The sequence below is a fragment of the uncultured Arthrobacter sp. genome, from assembly GCF_964021775.1.
Classification (GTDB): domain Bacteria; phylum Actinomycetota; class Actinomycetes; order Actinomycetales; family Micrococcaceae; genus Arthrobacter.
In genome coordinates this window covers 1-17,996 of sequence record NZ_CAXHZI010000025.1, presented here as the reverse complement: position 1 = coordinate 17,996, position 17,996 = coordinate 1, and the positions used below count along the sequence as shown (strand labels likewise).

Genomic DNA, 17,996 nt, shown 5'->3' with positions numbered 1-17,996 from the left:
GCGCCGGGCTTAACCCGTTGGCCAAACCGCGGCCGCCCCAGTAGATTTTATCCATCGACTGGACACAAGGCTCGAACACGACGTCGCATCAACCGCACCAGCGCTAAGAGGATCACATTGCACGACGACCGCCGTCTCACGGAAGTCCGGCTGGACCGTTTTCTGCGCGAACGCATCATCCCCGCCGTCTACCCGCGCCGCGTGCCGCTCACGCTGAGCAGCTGGGACGCCCCCGGCGAACCCGTCCCGGCGGCGGAGGCGCTGCGGCAGGACTTTGTCCCGCAGGAGCAAGGCGCCGCCTGGGGCCGGCCCTGGAGCACCAAGTGGCTGCGGCTGCAGGGCGACGTCCCCGATGCGTGGGGCAGCAGTCCGGACACCGCCGTGGAAATCCTGGTGGACCTGGGCTTCAGCGCCGACCTTCCCGGCTTCCAATGCGAAGGCACCGCTTGGCGGCCCGACGGAACGGTCATCAAGGCAATCTCCCCGCGGAACCAGTACATCCCGCTGAAGCTGCTGGGCAGCGGCATGGCCGTGGACTTCTATGTCGAAGCTGCCGCGAATCCCGACCTGTCACAGGGCTGGACCTTCGCAGCCACCCCGTACGGGGACAAGGCGACCGCCGGCGCCGAACCGCAGTACCGGCTGGGCCCGATCGTCATCGCCGAGCTGAACCAGGCCGTCTGGGAACTGAGCCAGGACATCGGCACGCTCAGCGGATTGATGCACGAACTCCCGATGGAGCTGCCGCGCCGGCACGAGATCCTCCGTGCGCTGGAGCGGATGCTGGACGTCATGGACCCCGACGATGTGCCCGGGACGGCGGCCGCGGGCCGTGCGGCGCTCGCGGAAGTCCTGGCCCGGCCGGCCTACGCCTCGGCCCACCAGCTCGTCGCCACCGGCCACGCCCACATCGACTCCGCCTGGCTCTGGCCCGTCCGGGAAACCATCCGGAAATGCGTGCGGACGTTCTCCAACGTCGTGGCGCTGATGGATGAGGATCCCGGGTTCGTGTTCTCCTGCTCCTCCGCGCAGCAGCTGGCCTGGATCAAGGAGTACCACCCGGAGCTGTTCGCGCGGATCCGGGAAAAGGTCAAGACCGGCCAATTCGTCCCGGTCGGCGGCATGTGGGTCGAATCGGACAGCAACATGCCCGGCGGCGAAGCCATGGCGCGCCAGTTCCTGGAGGGCAAGAGCTTTTTCCTCGCGGAGTTCGGCGTCGAGTGCCGGGAAGCATGGCTGCCGGACACCTTCGGTTACTCCGCCGCGCTGCCGCAGATCGTCAAGGCGGCGGGCAGCCGTTGGTTCCTGACCCAGAAGATCTCCTGGAACCAGGTCAACCGGATGCCGCATCACACCTTCAACTGGGAAGGGATCGACGGCACCCGGCTCTTCACGCACTTCCCGCCGGTGGACACCTACAGCTCCGAAATCAGCGCCCGGGAACTGGCGCACGCCGAGCGCAATTACCGGGACCACGGCCGCGGCACCATGTCGCTGCTCCCGTTCGGTTACGGCGACGGCGGCGGCGGACCGACCCGGGAAATGTTGGCGGCGGCCCGGCGCACCGCGGATCTGGAAGGATCGCCCAGGGTGCGGCTGGGCTCGGCCGCGGACTTCTTCGCCAAGGCTGAAGAGGAATACGAGGGCCTGCCGGTCTGGGTGGGCGAGATGTACCTCGAACTCCACCGCGGCACGTACACCAGCCAGGCCAACACCAAGCGGGGCAACCGGCGCAGCGAGCACCTCCTCCGGGAGGCGGAGCTGTGGTGCGCCACCGCGGCGGTCCGGGCCGGCGCCACCTACCCGGCGGCGGAGCTCAAACGGCTCTGGCGGCTGGTGCTGCTGCAGCAGTTCCACGACATCCTGCCCGGCAGCTCGATTGCCTGGGTGCACCAGGATGCCGAGCGGAACTACGACGCCGTGGCCCGCCAGCTGGAGGCGGTCATCGCCGACGCCGCGGCCGCCGTGCTGGGGGAGGGCGACCAGGAGCTCCTGCTCAACGCCGCCCCGCACGCCCGCGACGGCGTGCCGGCCCTCGGCGCCGCGGTCCCGGTCGGCGCGGCTGCGGCCGTGGAGTCGGCGGCCGCCCAGGGCGGCTACGTGCTGGACAACGGGATCATCCGCGCCGTGGTGAACGCCGACGGCCTCCTGATCTCGCTGCGGGACCGCGCCAGCGGCCGGGAAGCGATCGCGCCGGGCGCGTTCGGCAACCTCCTCGAACTGCACCGGGACACCCCCAACGAATGGGATGCGTGGGACATCGATGCCTTCTACCGCCGCAACGTCACCCCGCTGACCGCGGCCCGCTCCGTGACGCTGGAACGCGACGGCGGGGCCGTCGTCGTCGTGGTGCAGCGGCTGGCCGGAACCTCCGCCGTGACGCAGCGGATCCGGCTGGAACCGGGCGCGCCGTCGCTGGCCATCTCCACCGCGGTGGACTGGCAGGAACGCGAGAAGCTGCTCAAGCTCGGCTTCGCCCTCGACGTCCGGGCCGACCGCTCCGCCTCGGAGACGCAGTTCGGCCACGTGTTCCGGCCCACCCACCTGAACACCTCGTGGGAGGCCGCCAAGTTCGAGATCTGCGCGCACCGGTGGATCCACGTGGCCGAGCCCGGGTACGGAGTCGCGGTCTCCAACGCCGCAAGCTACGGGCACGACGTCACCCGCAATGTCCGCGGGAACGACGGCGGCACCACCACCACCGTCCGGGTCTCGCTGCTGCGGGCACCCAAGTTCCCGGACCCGGATGCGGACCGCGGCCTGCATGAACTGACGGTCACCGTCCGGCCCGGCGCCAGCATCGCGGACGCCGTTGAGGAGGGTTACCGGACCAACCTCGCCCCGCGCGTGGTCAGGGGAGCGCACGGCGTGGAGCCGCTGGTCACCGTGTCCAACCCCGGCCTGGTGGTCGAGGCGGTCAAGCTCGCGGAGGACGGCTCCGGCGACGTGGTCGTCCGCCTCTACGAGTCCCTGGGGGAGCGCTCGTCCGGCACGGTGGCAGCGAACTTTGACTGCTCGGGAGTGCGGACCGTGGATCTGCTGGAAAGGCCAGCGGACGCGCCGGGCGTGACCGCCGGTCCGGGCGGCACCGCCAGGCTCACGCTGCGGCCGTTCCAGTTGGTGACGCTCAGGTTCCAACGCTGACGGGAGGCAGCGGTGCAGAGGGCAATCGGGCGCTTAAACAGGCTGAGTGGGAGCGGTCCTTGCGGACCGCTACCACTCATCCCCCCAATGGCGCTTGGACGACCCGCCTGGCTCCGTAAGACCGAATCCCCATTCACGGAACCGACTGTCGCTTTCACACATTTATGATTCTCTCACGCTCTAATGATTTTGTGAACGCCTGCCACTACTTCTTAACGTAACGTTGCAGGAGCGTTATCCGGAGGCCGGGCGATTCTCCCGGAAAACCAGAACAACAGCAGTCCCAGGACGTAGCCCAGCACCGCCGCGTAGTTGACGGCCAGCCGGACGGGGTCCCAGGACTCCGGCGCGAACGACGCCGGAACGCTGGCGATCGCCGCGGCCGCCCCCAGTATCGTCAGCGCGGCGCCGGCCCGCACCAGCCTTGGCAGTGCGGCTGCGGCAGTAGCAAGCAGCGGGGGCAGCAGGACGAGCGAAACGAACGCGGGGTAGCTGCGGCCGGCCGCTGCGTAGAGCGGGGCGAGGACGGCGTTCCGGCCGTTGTCTGCCAGGTCCTGCAGCCCCGCCGATGACATCCGGGTGTCCATCAGCAGGAACGTCGCCGTCACGGCCAGGCAAGCGGCTGCCAGTCCCCAGCGTCCCGCGCGGCCGGTGATCACGTCCCGGGCGTAGCCGGCACCCAGTCCCTTGCTCAGCCGCACCCCCACCAGGAAAACCATCCCGAACACGATGAAGCGCAGGATCAGGTTGGTCAGGTTCCAACCCCCCAGCGTCCGGTCGATCGCGGCGTAGGGTCCCGGGATGCTGAGCAGGCTGCACAGCGTCGCTAGGAACAGGATTCCGAACACGGCCCGGTTGCGGCCGCGGAGGGCATCCGGCACGCGCAGCAACAGGGCCAGGCCGCAGACGATCAGGGTGCCCCATTCAAGCATCGGAGGCTCTCCGCACCCTGGTCCTTGCCTGCCGGCGGGTGGCGGCCAACCTGGCCAGCCAGATGACCGTCAGGCCGAGGCTTACGCCGAGCACGGCCGCGTAGCTGATGATTGACTGGCACCACGCCCGCCCTGCCGGCAAGAGCGGGTACAGGGCGCCGGCAACCATGGCGGCATAACCGACCGACAGCAGAAGGGCCCCGGTCCGGAGCGCACGCGGGAACCGTCCGCCCACGGCGCGCAGCGTGGCCGGCACCAGGCAGACCGCCACGAAGGCGGGGTAGACCCTGCCGGCCGTCGCGTACAGTCCAATCAGCTGGGCGTTCGCCTCGCTGCGCAGGGGCAGTCCGGTGAGTCCGGTGGAGGAGCCTGCGGTGTCGGCCAACAGGAAAGTCACGGTGGTGACCGCGGCGATGCCGACCAGCACGGCAAGCCCTGCCGGCCCGGTAATCCGCCGGGTGCCGCTGGCATCGCCGAAGGCCTTTGCGGTGCGGTACCCGGCGAGCATGACGGCCCCGTAGACCAGGAACCTCAGGAGGAGGTTGGCGTAGTTCGCGCCGCCGAGCCACGCATCAACGGCCAAATACGGGGCATCGATGCTCAGCAGGATGGCAAAAGTGGTGAGCAGGAAGGCGCCGAAGATGGAGCGGTTGCGCCCCCTGATCGCGTCGGGAAAGCGGGCAAGGGCCACGGCCCCGCAGATCACCAGAGCGGACCACTGCAGGGCCTGGATCATCGGGACGCTCCGGCGGCCCCCGGCTTCGGCGCGCGCCTCGCTGCCAGCCGCCCCACCCAGATCAGGACGAGGCCGAGGATGAGGAAGAGGAGGCCGGTGTAGTTGATGACAAACCGCCAGAACGCCAGTGCCGGCGGCACCAGCGGGAACCCCAACGTCAATGCCATGGCCACAGACCCGACTGCGAGGGCGACGGCGCTGCCGCGGATAATCAGCGGCAGGCGGCTGCGGGCGGTCCGGATCATCGCGGGAAGCAGTGCCAGCAGGACGAAGGCCGGATACAGCCGGCCGGCGGCGCCGTAATACTCAACCAGGGCACGGTTGCGGCTGCTCTTTGCCGCGACCTCCACCAGGCCGGCTGATGAGCCGGTCCTCTCCATCATCAGGAACAGGACGATGACCACAGCGGAGGAGAGCACCGCCATGGTGATTCCCACCGGACCGGTCAGGAAACGCCGGGCATCCTCGGCGCCGAAGCCTTTCGCTATCTGGAGGCCCAGGAAGAAGACCGCGGCAAAACCAATGAACCGGAGCACCACGTTCGCTACATTGAACCCGCCTAGGAGGCCGTCGATGGCCTCGTAGGGTTCGTCGATACTCAGCAGGATCGCCGCCGACACCAGCACCAGCACGTAGAAGACCGGACGGTTTTCACCGCGCAGCGCGCTGGGAATCCGGGCGAACGCCACGAGGGTGCAGACCGTGAAGGTGCTCCATTGCAGGGCCGTGACAATCATCCGAGGTTCTCCCAGATCTTTTCTGTTTGAGCTTGCTCCTGCTCCTGGCGGCGGAGCGCCTTGCCGAGCGTCTGCAGCCGCTCCCCGGCCAAGGCAACGAGTTCCCCGTCGGAGAGTGTGTCCAGTGCCGATTGCCGGGCCTCCGCGGACCAGCCGGCCTCGGCTTCGGTGATGAGTCCCGTCGCCACGAGGCCGCCGGAGAAGCCGACGCCGGCGGCGCGCGAGGTTGCCACGGCGAGTTCCGGCGAGAGCCGGTTGGCCGTCAGCTGCGCCGAGTAGTTCTGCGGAGCCACACCGGTGGCGGCGGAAACGCGGTGGCGGAGTTCGCCGTCGTCGATCGCATCCACCCAGTTCCGCACCGAGGTGGCGTGCGGCGCCGGGCTGAGCGGGCGCGGGGACCCGGCGCTGGGTCCGTGATCCGCGGCGGAACGGGTGATGACCGCCTGCAGCAGGTCCATGGTGGCGATCTGGCTGACAAGTTCCGCCGTGGTGGGCGGCTGTGCCAGCCGGGTCAGGTCCGCATAGGTGTCGAAAGTGGCGAGCGACTCAGCAGGGTTCAGGCCGAGCGCCCGGCTGATGCTGACCACGGTGGTTTCTGCGACCTTACCGCGCACCAGTTGCTGCGCGAGGGTGGTGCGCTTGACGCCGGAGATCCTGCAAATGTCCGCGGTGCTCATCGCCGGCGCGACACTCTGGAGCCAGTGCTGGAACGCCTTGGCGGGTAAGGGCATCTAGGGGCTTTCTGCTTCGTTGAGCCGGAGGGCGGGGCTGACTAGCGATTTTACCTGCTCGCCTTCTTCAACTATGCTAGATGCTCGAACCCGCTGGTCCGTACACCCCCCAAGTCCGGACCAGCGGGTTCTTCTATGCCCGGCGGAATGTGCGCCGATTCCGGCGGTTTTCCCGGCCCCGGCCGGGCGCCGTCCTGGCCGCCCGTTTTGGGCCTCGGTGAGAGAATGGACTAATGACTGCAACCCTTGTTGCCAAGGACCTCTCCGGTGGTCACGACCACCGCACACTCTTTTCCAAACTCTCCCTCACCGTCGCGCCCGGCGACGTCGTCGGCGTCGTGGGCGCCAACGGCGCGGGCAAGTCCACGCTGCTGCGGCTGCTCGCCGGCGTCGACCAGCCGCAGGAGGGTACGGTCAGCCTTGCCCCGGCCGACGCCTTCGTCGGCTGGCTGCCGCAGGAACACGAACGGATCGAAGGCGAAACCGTGGCCGGCTACATCGCCCGGCGCACCGGCTGCGGGCAGGCGACGGCGGACATGGAATCCACCGCGGAGGCGCTGGGTACCGGCGCCCCGGGTTCCGAGGACGCGTACTCGGTGGCATTCGACCGCTGGATGGCCTCCGGCGCCGCCGACCTGGAGGAGCGGATCCCGCCGGTGCTGGCGGACCTGGGCCTCGAGGTGGGACCCGACGCCGCAATGACCGGGCTCTCCGGCGGGCAGGCCGCCCGGGTGGCGCTCGCGGCCCTGCTGCTGAGCCGTTTCGACATCGTCCTGCTGGACGAGCCGACCAACGACCTTGACCTCAATGGCCTGGCCAAGCTGGAGGCCTTCGTCCAGGGCCTGCGCGGCGGCGTCGTGCTGGTCTCGCACGACCGGGAATTCCTGGCCCGCTGCGTCACCACCGTCGTGGAGCTGGACCTCGCCCAAAACGCCGTCGCGGTCTACGACGGCGGCTATGAGGCGTATCTGGAGGAACGCGCCGTGGCCCGCCGGCACGCCCGGGAACGCTATGAGGAGTTCGCCAGTGCCAAGGCAGATCTCGTCTCGCGGGCCCGCACGCAGCGGGAGTGGAGCTCCCAGGGCGTCCGCGACGCGATGAAAAAGAGCCCGGACAATGACAAGATCCGCCGTGCCGCGAACACCGAGTCCTCCGAGAAGCAGGGCCAGAAGGTCCGGCAGATGGAGTCCCGGATCGCCCGGCTGGAGGAAGTCGAGGAACCGCGCAAGGAATGGCAGCTGCAGTTCAGCATCGGCGCGGCGCCGCGCTCCAGCGCCGTCGTCGCGACGCTGCGGGACGCCGTCGTGCACCAGGGGGACTTCACCTTGGGGCCGGTGAACCTGCAGCTCAACGCCGGCGAGCGGATCGGCATCACCGGGCCCAACGGCGCGGGCAAGTCCACCCTGCTGCGGCTGCTGCTGGGCGCGCAGCGGCCCGACGCCGGAGACGCGTCCATGGGCGCCTCGGTGGCGGTCGGGGAAATCGACCAGGCCCGCGGGCTGCTGGCCGGCCGCCTCAAACTTGCCGACGCCGTCGAAGCCGTGCTGACGGACCAGACCCCCGCGGAGGTACGGACCCTGCTGGCCAAGTTCGGGCTCAAGGCCGACCACACCTCCCGGCCCGTGGACTCACTTTCACCGGGCGAACGGACCCGGGCCGCGCTGGCGCTGCTGCAGGCGCGCGGGGTGAACCTGCTGGTCCTCGACGAGCCGACCAACCACCTGGACCTCCCGGCGATCGAGCAGCTCGAGGATGCCCTCGACAGCTACGACGGCGCCCTGCTGCTGGTCACGCACGACCGCCGCCTGCTGGAAAACGTGCGCCTGGACGTGCGCTGGAACGTCGTCAACGGCGTCGTCACCGAACTGCTGGGCGCGAACGCCCCGAAAGGTACCAACTCATGAGCATGGACCGGGTTGCCTGGAGCTCCCTGTACAACATCACCCGCGCCTCGTCCGGCTCCAAGCCGTTCTCCAAGGAGCTCCTCAAACGTGTCTTCGGCTTCGCCCGGCCGCACCGCGGCCGGCTGATCGCCTTCGTGCTGCTGTCCATCGTGATGGCCGTCCTCGCGGTTGCGACGCCGGTGCTGGCCGGCCAGGTGGTGGATGCGATCATCGCCAAGGCCGACGCCGGCACGGTGATCTGGCTCGCCGTGCTGATCGCGATCGTGGCGGTGGGCGAGGCCGGGATCGGGTTGGTGACGCGCTGGCTGTCCTCCACCATCGGGGAGGGCGTGATCGTGGACCTGCGCACCAAGGTCTTTGACCACGTGCAGAAGATGCCGATCGCATTCTTCACCCGGACCCGCACTGGGGCGCTGGTCAGCCGGCTCAACAATGACGTGATCGGCGCGCAGTCCGCCTTCGCCGGCACGCTCTCCGGTGTGGTCAGCAACGTGGTGGCCCTGGCCCTCACGCTCGTGGTGATGCTGAACAAGTCCTGGCTGGTGACCGTGCTCGCCATGATCCTGCTGCCGATCTTCCTCATCCCGGCCCGCCGGATGGGCTCCAGGTTGGCCGAACTGCGCCGCGAGGCCGCCGAGCACAACGCGGCGATGGGCACGCAGATGACGGAGCGCTTCTCCGCCCCGGGGGCCACCCTGGTCAAGCTCTTCGGCCGGCCGGACGAGGAATCCCGCGAGTTCGCGCTCCGCGCCGGCCGGGTGCGGGACATCGGCGTCCGCACCGCGATGCTGCAGTTCACTTTCGTCACGGCCCTGACCCTCGTCTCTGCCCTGGCCCTGGCGCTGGTCTACGGCCTGGGCGGCTGGCTGGCGCTGGGCGGGCAGCTTGCCGCGGGCGACGTCGTTGTGCTGGCGCTGCTGCTCACCCGCCTCTACGCGCCGCTCACCGCGCTCTCCAACGCACGGGTGGAAATCATGAGCGCCCTGGTCAGCTTCGAGCGCGTCTTCGAGATCCTGGACCTCAAGCCGCTCATCCAGCAGAAGCCGGACGCGGTGGAATCGCCGCGCGGCCCGCTCTCGGTTGAGTTCGACGACGTCCGCTTCTCCTACCCGTCGGCGGACAAGGTCTCGCTGGCCTCGCTCGAGGACGTCTCCACGCTGGATACCCGCGGCGGCGAGGAAGTGCTGCACGGCATCAGCTTCCGGGTGGAACCGGGCCAGACCGTGGCCCTGGTGGGTTCCTCAGGCGCCGGCAAATCCACCATCGCCCAGCTGCTCTCCCGGCTCTACGACGTCGATTCGGGCGCCGTCCGCTTCGGCGGGGCGGGCTCCGGCACCGGCGTGGACGTCCGCGACCTCACCTTCGATTCGATGCGCGAAACCCTGGGCATGGTGACCCAGGACGGGCACCTGTTCCACGAGAGCATAGCCTCCAACCTGCGCCTGGCCCGCCCGGGTGCCAGCGAGGAGCTGATGTGGGACGTGCTGCGCCAGGCCCGGCTCGAGGACATGATCCGCTCGCTGCCGGACGGCCTGGACACCGTGGTGGGGGAGCGCGGCTACCGGCTCTCGGGCGGCGAACGGCAGCGGCTCACCATCGCGCGGCTGCTCATTGCCCAGCCGCGGGTGGTGATCCTGGACGAGGCCACGGCCGCGCTGGACTCGACCAACGAGGCCGCGGTGCAGGAAGCGCTGGGCGCGGCGCTGGAGGGCCGCACCGCCGTCGTGATCGCGCACCGGCTCTCCACCATCCGCGCCGCCGACGCCATCCTGGTGGTTGAGGACGGCGTGATCGTTGAGCGCGGCACCCACAACGAACTGCTCGCCGCAGAGGGCCGCTACGCGGAGCTGTACCGGACCCAGTTCGCCGAGGCCACCGCGGTGGCGGCCGAAGCGGTGCCGGAGCTTTAGTCCTGGCTTAGGGTGCACCGGCCTGGGGTGCGCCGGCCTGGGGTGCGGCCGGCCGTGTGCCGGCCGGGCTGCGCGGCGAGGGCGGGCAGCACGTGCTCCGTGAGCAGCGGCGCCAGGTCCTCCGGCAGCGGTCCGGCCAGGTCCAGCCAGCGGATTTCGGCGATCTCGGCGGACGGGCGTGCGGTCCAGCTGCCCGTTGCGTTAATCAACGTGGGCGCGGTGAAGACCGTGGCCTCGATCTGTGTGGCGGCCTCGTTGGCGGCCTCGGCCAGCCAGCTGCCGAGGGGTTCCAGGTCCTCGGCCGCCACCACAATGCCGACTTCCTCTTCGAGTTCGCGCGCGGCAGCCTGGGCCGCGGTTTCGCCGGCCTCGGGCTTGCCGCCGGGATGCATGAATTTGTCCGTGCCGCGTTTGCGGACGGTCAGCAGCCGGCCGGCGGGATCGAAGACGCAGACGGCGGAGACCACAATGCGGGGATTCACGCCCGTTCTGGTGAGCACGGAGTCGAGCTCCAGGTCCTTTGCCGGGCCGGTGACATCCCAGCGGTAACGGAACTCATCCGGCCCGAGCCGGGTGTAGTCGACCCGGTAGGTGTCCGGATCGCACCAGTGCGTGTCCCGGCTGTCCTGGCCGCCGAAGCCGATGCGGTGAAAGGGGCGGCCGTCGGGGAAGAACATGTCCATCGCCTCCGGTGTTGCCGACGGTTTCAGGAGGTACTCGCGGCTCGCCGGGCCGGTAAAGGGCGCGGCGCCTGCCGGGTTCCAGTGCACGGTGCCTTCTTCGCGGAAGCGGAGGCCGCCGTCGTCGGTGTCCGTAAAGCGGACGACGCCGGTGAAGGTGCCGCGGCTGCCGGTGGCCCGGTCCAGCAGGGTGCGGGCCACGGTCCAGCTGCCCAGCAGGTAGGTGCGCATTTCAAAGCGCCGTTGATCGTCTTCGCCGGCGGCCGGCGTCTGGGAGTCCAAGTGCCCTCGATTGGAATCGAACCAACGACACCGGCTTTAGGAGAGCCGTGCTCTATCCACTGAGCTACGAGGGCGGGCGTGCAGGCGGGTGGCCGTCGGCCGGCCCGTCCGGACACGGATACAAGCATACAAGGTGAGTGCCCGTACTACGCTCTTGGCATGACAGCCTCAGCCCGGACGGTTTCCCGGGACCTTATTTATTTTCCCGATGTGGCCGCCACGAGGTTCTATCTCGGAGCGCTCGCGAAACTGAGCGTGCTGCAGTATTTCGTCGCCGAGGCGGCGGTGATCGGGGCGTGGGCGGGCCGGGAGCCGTACAGCCGGCGCACCGGCTACATCAGTGACCTCGGCGCCCTGGGCTGCGGCGAGTTCTCCGGCCGCGACGTCTGTTCGCCGGCTCACCTGCTGATGAACGCCTCGTTTGTGGTGCAGGGGATCGGCATGATGGTCGGGGCGCTGCTGCTCAGCTCCGCCGTGATCGGCGTCGCTGCCCGGGCCGGCGCGCGGCTCGCCGTCGTCCCGGGGCGGCGTTCGCCGTCGACCGCCGCCTTTGCTGCCCGGTCGCTCAGCGTGACCGCCGGCGCCGGGACCGTGATCGTGGGGCTGGTGCCCGAAGACGCCGGCTCCGGCTGGCATCTGGCCGGGGCGCTGATGTACTTCGCCGCCGGCGGCCTGGCCCTGGTGCTGGTGGGCTGGCTGTGGCGCCAACAGACGCCGCTGGGCTGGTTCATCCTGGCCTGCGGCGCCGTCTCGCTGGCCGCCCTCATCACCGGCGGGGCCACCGGCATGCGGGTGCCCGAGCCCGGCACCCTGGAACGGCTGATGGGATACCCCATCACCATTGGTACGGCGGCGCTGGGGCTGGTGGTCGCGCAACGCGTCCGGCAGGAGCTGGTGACGCGCAAGCTGGCGCGCGTGCAGGGGACTTCTCCCCGCTGACGCGGCGCAGGCGGGCACCGCGTGCGGTCCGCTACCTCTTCGGCGCTTTCGGCCAATCTGTGTCGTGGGGTGTCTTATGTCTCATCCGGGCGGTGGCTTGCACTATTATGGGGGCATTCGCCGGAACGCTCCGGTGCCTCGTGCAGGAGCTTGGCTCCAGCGCACGCCGAATTGCCGACTTGTAGTCTGTGGGGGCACATGTCTGATCAGCTGGTTGCGCCGCGCCTGGCAGCGACTTCCTTCGGCGACCACCCCGCCCATGTGGCTGTTGTCCGTCGGGTTGCTGCCCTGTGACGGTCGAGGCCCCCGTCGCGCCGGACGGGCAAGTCCCCGAGGAAACCCCGGCCCTACTTGACGCACCCGGCGACGGGTCGCCGTCGTCGTCCCTTACAGTGCTCAGCCTCGCGGAACTGGGACTGGCCGAACCGGGAGTTCCCCCAGCGGAAGCTCCCGCGGAGCCAGTCATCGGCGTCCGGCTGCTCGAAGGCGGCATCATCGAAGTCGCGCTCCCGCCGAACCGGGAGATCGAGGGGCCGGAGGCGCGAGAGGCCGGTGCCGCAGTCCGGACCCTTGCGGACGGTAAGCGGGTTCCGGTGCTCCTGGTCATTTCCGGCGTCGTCGGCGTCAGCGTGGAGGCCCGCCAGGTCTATGCCGGATCCATTGCCGCCTCGGCGTTCGCGCTGGTGGGGGAAAGCCCCGTGGACCGCGTTATTGCGCATTACCTGCTGCGTTCAAGGACGGAAACCATTCCGGCGGAGTTCTTCATTTCGCGCACAGACGCCCTCAAGTGGTTAAGGCCTTATACGAGTGAAAAGTGATGTACCAGACCCCCGGCTCCATAGCCTCGTGGAGGGAATCGTCCGGATCGCCAGCGGCGATCTAAGCACCCGGATTCCCCACTCCGGCGCGCGCGACGACGTCGCCGCCGTCATTGCGGGCATCAACCTGATGGCTGATGATCTGCAGACCATCTACCAGGAGCTTGAGGAGCGCGTCGAAAGCCGGACCGCGATGCTGCGCCAGGCCCAGGTTGAGCTGGAACGGATGGCGCTGACGGACCCCCTGACCCAGCTGGCCAACCGGACCGCGCTGAACTCGGTGCTCAGCCACGCGCTCGCCGAAACGTCCCGCGGAGAGATGCCGCCGGCCCTGCTGATTCTCGATCTTGACTCCTTCAAGGGCATCAACGACACGCTGGGCCACAGCGCGGGCGACGACGTGCTGCGGGTGATCGCCCGGCGGCTGCAGGACGCGGTGCGGGTGACGGATACCGTGGCGAGGCTCGGCGGCGACGAATTCGCCGTCATGCTGCCCAAATCCAACCTCGTGCGCGCCCGGCGGGTGGCCAACAGGATCCTCAAGGCCCTCAGCGAGCCTCTGGAGATCGGCGACTTGAGGGTTACCTGCGGCACCAGCATCGGGGTGCGTGTGGCGGAGCCGGGCCAGTCCGCCGATGACCTGGTGATGGAAGCCGACACGGCCATGTATGCGGCGAAGGCGCAGCCGCACAGCGGGATCAAGATCTTTGAACCGGCGCTGCTGTACGCCCGCAGGCTTCAGAGCCTGATGGTCACCGAAATGCGCGAGGCGATCCGCCAGGACCAGCTGACGCTGCACTTCCAGCCGGTGGTGGAGCTCGCTACCGGGCGGATCGAGGGCGTCGAGGCGCTGGTCCGTTGGAACCACCCCGAGCGCGGGCTCCTGATGCCGGACCAGTTCATTCCGCTGGCGGAGGAGACCGGGATGATCGTGGAGTTGGGGCACTGGGTCCTGCGCAACGCCGTCCGCCAGCTCCGGGACTGGCAGGAGCGGCTGCCGCTGGACAGCGAGTTCTCCGTCCGGGTCAACATCTCCACCACCGAGTTGCAGAACCTCGAGCTGATCGAACACGTTCAGGACATCCTCCGCGAGACGGGCGTGGATGCCGCGAACCTCATCATCGAGCTGACGGAATCCATGGCCGTCACCGGCGGCGACGTGGACAAGTACTCGCTCAGCGGGCTGCGGCAGCTCGGCGTGCAACTCGAAATCGACGACTTCGGCACGGGATACTCCTCCATCAGCTACCTGCGCCGGCTCCCGGTCAACGTGGTCAAAATCGACAAGAGCCTGATCGACGGACTGGGAACGGACGAGGAGCAGGGCGGCTTTGTCGAGGCCGTGCTGCATTTGATCCATGCCTGCGGGCTCAAGGCCGTGGCGGAGGGCATTGAGACGGCCGAGCAGGCCGAGGAGCTGGTCCGGCTGGGTTGCGGCAGCGGCCAGGGCTACTACTTCGGCCGGCCGGCGCCCGCCGAAGCCGTCGAAGCCCTCATCAGCGAGGGCCGGGCGGTTTCGCAGTAGGGATCCGGCGGGGGCTGCCCGGGCGAACGACGGCGGTTGGCGGGGGTGCGGCTGGCGGGGTGCGGTTGGCGAACGCCGGCGGCTGGGATGCTCTGTTTCTGGGTATGACAAAGGGCGGGAGCCGGAGCTAACTCCGATTCCCGCCCTTTGCGGTTGCTGACTCCGTTAGTTCTTCGGGGTGGAGTCCGGCCAGTAGAACACAGCCATTACTGAGCCCTGGTCCGAGGTGCTACCACTTGCGGACACAGCAGATGCAGCAGAGAATCCTGCTGCCGCGAGGGCGCCGGCGACAAGCAGTGTTGCAAAGGTTTTCTTCATGTAGGGCTCCTGTTATTTGAGAGGCTGATGTGACTCAAGTGATTGTGCAACCTCAGTATAGGGCCTTCCAACACGCCGCAATATAACAATTGCAACGAATGAGCCAATCGCCTGTGCTAATCGGAGGGGCCTGCTCCGGTTCGCCGGGCGCGCTTGCGTGTGCTGTCCGCGTTAGTGCCTCCGGGAGCGGATAATTGAAACATGCGACAACATTCAGTCTCGTCGGCTTATGCCGCGGCCGAGCTTCGGGCGCGTGAGCATCGGGCCAATCACGACTTCTCTGAAGCCGCTATGAGCGCCGGCGAAGCCGCCGACATCGCTCTGAACGAAGGCGATCTCGAATCTTGGAGGTCGATGACCTACCTCCGGGCAGAGAGCTACCTCTCGGACGCCAACTTCGAGGCATGCGCTGAGGCGGCCTCAACACTCGTCAAGGATGCTCAGGCGATTTCCCCGCAGCTGCGCGCCCAGGTTCACATTCTTATGGCCCAGGCTCACCAAGGGTCAGGTCTGCTCGACTCCGCGGCTGCTGAGGCCAAAGCGGCCGCGGACCTGACAGGCAATGAATCCGATGTCGAGATTAACGTCAGAGCAAGACAGGCTCTGATCGCAGCACTGGCTGATTCGGGAAAGCTCTCCGAGGCTTGGTCGGAATGCAAGGAACTGGCTGGCGTCATTTCGGACGAGTTGGATGAGCAGTTAGCGGGCAAGGCCTATTGGGTCATCGGCAACGTGGCATTTCTATGCGATGACGTACCGGAGGGCCTGCGCTACCACGAACTTGCCGCGACGACCTTCTCACCCGCACGCAACTTGAATGTCTGGGCTAAGTTCAACAAGGCGTCAGCTGCCATGCGACTCGCTGCGAATGTCGCTGATGCCGACACGCTTCGCTGCATTGAACGCGCCGAGTTGGCCACGGACGTTATCGGGGGCAGCGAGATCGATTTACTGCTCCTCAGGCGCAACCGGGCCCACTGGAGCTACCTCGCCGGCGACGCCGCGTCCGCTGTCGCCATACTGGAAGACGTCTGCACCGCGACAACCGCATCACAAGTACTTGGGGACGCCTGGTTTCTTTTGGGGAGGGCGTACCTCGCAACTGGCGACAAGAATGCGGCCCGGCAGGCTCTTTCAGAAGCGGCAGTACATTTCGAAAGCGCTGGCGCTCCCCATCGGGCCCAGCAAGCCCGAGACTTTCTCAAAGCTGAGTTAGGGCGAGAATCGTTCCGGTCCTGGCTGCTTCGTGTCACGGGCTTCGACGGCAACTAATCCCCCGTCCTCAGCACTTCCCGTGCGCCCTGGATCGGCGTTCACCAGCCTTGCGGCGCATGCCCCTCGCGCACTCCGGGCATCGGACATAGTGGGTATGTGCCACTGAACCCCGCCACGAATGGGCATGTCCCGTGGCGCCACGCTCCAAAGCCGCAGCTTAGATGGAGCATGCCCCTCGCGGGCACCCCGCACTGGACATAGGGGGTATATGCGCACTGAGTCCCGCCAAGAATGGGCATGTCCCACTGTGGGCCCGGACGCTTGGCATACCAGGCCCGGGGCCAACCCGAGCCTCGGCCCCGTGAATGCTAAAGAGTGGCGGATCCTGCCGCGTCAGCCCGGGCGGACGAGGCCTTGCGGCCCAGGAAGACTGCCGCCCCGCCGACCACCAGGCTCAGCACGAGCAGGATCCAGCCGGCCACGGTGAGCCCCGACGCCAGGGCGACCTGGCCGCCGTCGAGCGTATCTGCGGACAGCATGGCGTCGATGGCCGAGTTACCCCACAGCCGCACCCCCGCGAACAGCAGCGGGACCGCCCACAGGGCCCAGCGGAGCGGCTTCCGGGCCACATTGGTGCCGATCAGCAGCAGCCAGGTGAAGCCGAAGATCAACGGGAACAGGGTGCCGGCCGTCTTGTGCACGTAATTGAGCTGCCCGCGGGCGTCTCCGTCCATGGCGGAGCGCAGCTGCTCCACGAATCCCCGGTCGAAGCCGCCGACCAGCGAATCGGGCATCGGGATCCCGCCGGTCAGCTGCGTGAGCTGGTTCAGGGTCAGCAGGTGCACGTACCAGAACAGGAACAGGCTCGCGACGACACCGGCGATCAGGATCAGGTTGCTGTTGCTCTGCGCCTTCTGCGGGGTCCGGCTGGTACTGGGGTTGATCACCGCGGGCAGATGGTGCTGGGGAACGGCAGCGTTCGTGCCGTGCTTCTTGATCCGCTGCGCGGGTGTCTTGGCCATGGCTCCATTATCGCCCCTGGCCGCCGCCGCGCCGGCCGGGCTTCGGCGAGGCTTCCGGCCGGGCTTCGGCGAGGGCGGCGTTGGTTCGGCGTGCCTGTTCAGTTCTTCTGGGCGCCCGTTAGGCTGAACGCGTGAGCGAATCAGGCAGCAATGAACTTGGCAGGCACCGGCTCGGCCGGCACAGCACCGCGGAACTCAGCCCCGAACTGGATGACTACCAGCTCGCCGAGGCCCTGGTGCGGGAGGCCGGCACCCTTGCGCTCCTGATGCGGCAGGCAGGACTGCAAGGGCAGCGGAAGACGTCCGTCTCCGATGTTGTGACCGCGGCCGACCACGCCGCCGAGGCCTATGTGCTCGAACAGCTGCAGCGCTGCCGGCCCGACGACGGCATCCTCGGCGAGGAAGGTGCCTCCGAGCAGGGCAGCAGCGGCCGGACCTGGGTGATCGACCCCGTGGACGGCACCTACAACTTCCTGCACGGCTCCAGCTACTGGTGCTCCGCGATCGCCCTCAAGGACTCCTCCGGCCCGCTGCTCGGTGCCATCTTCCAGCCGGAGGAGGACAAGCTCTGGCTCGGCGGCACCACGCGCGCGGCCACGCTGAACGGTGAGCCGCTGACCAGTTTCCGGCCCCGCGCGGCAGGCGGCAGGGGACGCGCAGACACACCGCTGGCCGAGCTGGGCGCTGCCACCTACATCCATCCCACCTGGCTCGCGGACCCGATGTGCGCCATGCCCTGGCACGCCGCGGCGACCTCGGCAGCGGCGCTGCGGATGTTCGGCTCCGGCTCGTGCGACCTCGGCCGGGTGGCCGACGGCGGCCTGGACTGCTGGTTCCAGCACAGCTCCCCGGAGTGGGACTGGCTGCCGGGCCAGGCGATTGTGCTCGCGGCCGGCGGCGCCACCGACGTCGTCCGCGTCAACGGCCTGGACTGGTTCGTCGCCGGAGGTACGACGGCGGTCCGGCAGCTCCGCGCCGCGCTGGAATCCGGGTCCGTAGGCTAGCGGGCCCCCCTGTCCCGCCAAACGACCGCGGAGCATGCTCAACCTTGACGCAGCCGCCAGGGGGACATGCTCATTCTTGGGCTCGAAGCGTGGACATAA

Annotated in this window: 14 protein-coding genes, 1 tRNA gene and 1 pseudogene; 8 read left to right on the top strand and 8 right to left on the bottom strand. The window is 68.5% G+C overall.

Translation table 11 applies throughout. The features are described from left to right. Window positions 1–117: 117 nt before the first annotated feature. Window positions 118–3,144 (top strand): glycoside hydrolase family 38 C-terminal domain-containing protein, encoded by a 3,027-nt coding sequence (locus ABIN76_RS15700; protein ID WP_346960607.1) that lies wholly within the window; start codon window positions 118–120, stop codon window positions 3,142–3,144. Window positions 3,145–3,356: 212 nt separating this feature from the next. On the opposite strand, the gene ABIN76_RS15695 is transcribed toward ABIN76_RS15700, so the two are convergent. Genes ABIN76_RS15695 through ABIN76_RS15680 form a run of 4 tightly spaced genes read right to left on the bottom strand, consistent with a single transcriptional unit; the run spans window position 3,357 to window position 6,280 of the window. Then, on the bottom strand, window positions 3,357–4,076 hold the full coding sequence (locus ABIN76_RS15695; RefSeq protein ID WP_346960606.1) for a hypothetical protein: 720 nt from the start codon (window positions 4,074–4,076) through the stop codon (window positions 3,357–3,359). After that, window positions 4,069–4,812: a hypothetical protein gene (locus tag ABIN76_RS15690; protein ID WP_346960605.1), complete on the bottom strand. Its 744-nt coding sequence runs from the start codon at window positions 4,810–4,812 to the stop codon at window positions 4,069–4,071. Before ABIN76_RS15690 ends, ABIN76_RS15695 begins: the two co-directional genes overlap by 8 nt. Further along, complete coding sequence (locus ABIN76_RS15685; RefSeq protein WP_346960604.1) at window positions 4,809–5,549, bottom strand: hypothetical protein; 741 nt, start codon at window positions 5,547–5,549, stop codon at window positions 4,809–4,811. Before ABIN76_RS15685 ends, ABIN76_RS15690 begins: the two co-directional genes overlap by 4 nt. Then, the gene (locus ABIN76_RS15680) at window positions 5,546–6,280 is read right to left on the bottom strand and encodes a hypothetical protein (protein WP_346960603.1); all 735 of its coding nucleotides are present in this window, start codon (window positions 6,278–6,280) and stop codon (window positions 5,546–5,548) included. Before ABIN76_RS15680 ends, ABIN76_RS15685 begins: the two co-directional genes overlap by 4 nt. 233 nt (window positions 6,281–6,513) lie before the next feature. On the opposite strand from ABIN76_RS15680, the gene ABIN76_RS15675 reads away from it, so the two are divergent. Next, the gene (locus tag ABIN76_RS15675) at window positions 6,514–8,184 is read left to right on the top strand and encodes an ABC-F family ATP-binding cassette domain-containing protein (RefSeq protein WP_346960602.1); all 1,671 of its coding nucleotides are present in this window, start codon (window positions 6,514–6,516) and stop codon (window positions 8,182–8,184) included. After that, window positions 8,181–10,094, top strand: a complete 1,914-nt coding sequence (locus tag ABIN76_RS15670) for an ABC transporter ATP-binding protein (protein ID WP_346960601.1) — start codon at window positions 8,181–8,183, stop codon at window positions 10,092–10,094. Before ABIN76_RS15675 ends, ABIN76_RS15670 begins: the two co-directional genes overlap by 4 nt. Here the strand turns inward: ABIN76_RS15670 and ABIN76_RS15665 are convergent. From ABIN76_RS15665 to ABIN76_RS15655, 3 genes and pseudogenes are all read right to left on the bottom strand, one after another. Continuing rightward, window positions 10,091–10,576: an NUDIX domain-containing protein gene (locus tag ABIN76_RS15665; protein ID WP_346960633.1), complete on the bottom strand. Its 486-nt coding sequence runs from the start codon at window positions 10,574–10,576 to the stop codon at window positions 10,091–10,093. The genes ABIN76_RS15670 and ABIN76_RS15665 overlap by 4 nt on opposite strands. A gap of 6 nt (window positions 10,577–10,582) precedes the next feature. Next, window positions 10,583–11,005 (bottom strand): annotated as a pseudogene (locus tag ABIN76_RS15660) (DUF6314 family protein); the annotation flags it as partial. A 52-nt stretch (window positions 11,006–11,057) separates the two neighbouring features. Further along, window positions 11,058–11,130, bottom strand: a tRNA-Arg gene (locus ABIN76_RS15655). An 85-nt stretch (window positions 11,131–11,215) separates the two neighbouring features. Between ABIN76_RS15655 and ABIN76_RS15650 the strand changes: the two genes are divergently transcribed. The 4 genes from ABIN76_RS15650 (at window position 11,216) to ABIN76_RS15635 (ending at window position 15,928) form a co-directional block, all read left to right on the top strand. Further along, window positions 11,216–11,995 carry a DUF998 domain-containing protein gene (locus ABIN76_RS15650; protein WP_346960600.1) on the top strand — a complete coding sequence of 260 codons (780 nt, stop codon included), beginning with the start codon at window positions 11,216–11,218 and terminating at the stop codon, window positions 11,993–11,995. 290 nt (window positions 11,996–12,285) lie between these two features. Continuing rightward, window positions 12,286–12,813: a hypothetical protein gene (locus ABIN76_RS15645; protein WP_346960599.1), complete on the top strand. Its 528-nt coding sequence runs from the start codon at window positions 12,286–12,288 to the stop codon at window positions 12,811–12,813. Then, window positions 12,803–14,338 (top strand): EAL domain-containing protein, encoded by a 1,536-nt coding sequence (locus ABIN76_RS15640; protein WP_346960598.1) that lies wholly within the window; start codon window positions 12,803–12,805, stop codon window positions 14,336–14,338. Before ABIN76_RS15645 ends, ABIN76_RS15640 begins: the two co-directional genes overlap by 11 nt. A 519-nt stretch (window positions 14,339–14,857) precedes the next feature. Next, a complete protein-coding gene (locus ABIN76_RS15635) occupies window positions 14,858–15,928 on the top strand; it encodes a hypothetical protein (RefSeq protein ID WP_346960597.1) in 1,071 nt (356 codons plus the stop codon). A 311-nt stretch (window positions 15,929–16,239) separates the two neighbouring features. On the opposite strand, the gene ABIN76_RS15630 is transcribed toward ABIN76_RS15635, so the two are convergent. Next, a complete protein-coding gene (locus ABIN76_RS15630; RefSeq protein ID WP_346960596.1) occupies window positions 16,240–16,893 on the bottom strand; it encodes a hypothetical protein in 654 nt (217 codons plus the stop codon). Window positions 16,894–17,024: 131 nt separating this feature from the next. On the opposite strand from ABIN76_RS15630, the gene ABIN76_RS15625 reads away from it, so the two are divergent. Then, window positions 17,025–17,897 (top strand): inositol monophosphatase family protein, encoded by an 873-nt coding sequence (locus tag ABIN76_RS15625; protein WP_346960595.1) that lies wholly within the window; start codon window positions 17,025–17,027, stop codon window positions 17,895–17,897. Window positions 17,898–17,996 lie beyond the last annotated feature (99 nt).

Bases quoted from the DNA above. Each gene is read 5' to 3' on its own strand.
- ABIN76_RS15675 (WP_346960602.1), top strand. From the start codon at position 6,514: ATGACTGCAACCCTTGTTGCCAAGGACCTCTCCGGTGGTCACGACCAC.
- ABIN76_RS15690 (WP_346960605.1), bottom strand. From the start codon at position 4,812: ATGATCCAGGCCCTGCAGTGGTCCGCTCTGGTGATCTGCGGGGCCGTG.
- ABIN76_RS15650 (WP_346960600.1), top strand. From the start codon at position 11,216: ATGACAGCCTCAGCCCGGACGGTTTCCCGGGACCTTATTTATTTTCCC.
- ABIN76_RS15630 (WP_346960596.1), bottom strand. From the start codon at position 16,893: ATGGCCAAGACACCCGCGCAGCGGATCAAGAAGCACGGCACGAACGCT.
- ABIN76_RS15670 (WP_346960601.1), top strand. From the start codon at position 8,181: ATGAGCATGGACCGGGTTGCCTGGAGCTCCCTGTACAACATCACCCGC.
- ABIN76_RS15635 (WP_346960597.1), top strand. From the start codon at position 14,858: ATGCGACAACATTCAGTCTCGTCGGCTTATGCCGCGGCCGAGCTTCGG.
- ABIN76_RS15680 (WP_346960603.1), bottom strand. From the start codon at position 6,280: ATGCCCTTACCCGCCAAGGCGTTCCAGCACTGGCTCCAGAGTGTCGCG.
- ABIN76_RS15695 (WP_346960606.1), bottom strand. From the start codon at position 4,076: ATGCTTGAATGGGGCACCCTGATCGTCTGCGGCCTGGCCCTGTTGCTG.
- ABIN76_RS15685 (WP_346960604.1), bottom strand. From the start codon at position 5,549: ATGATTGTCACGGCCCTGCAATGGAGCACCTTCACGGTCTGCACCCTC.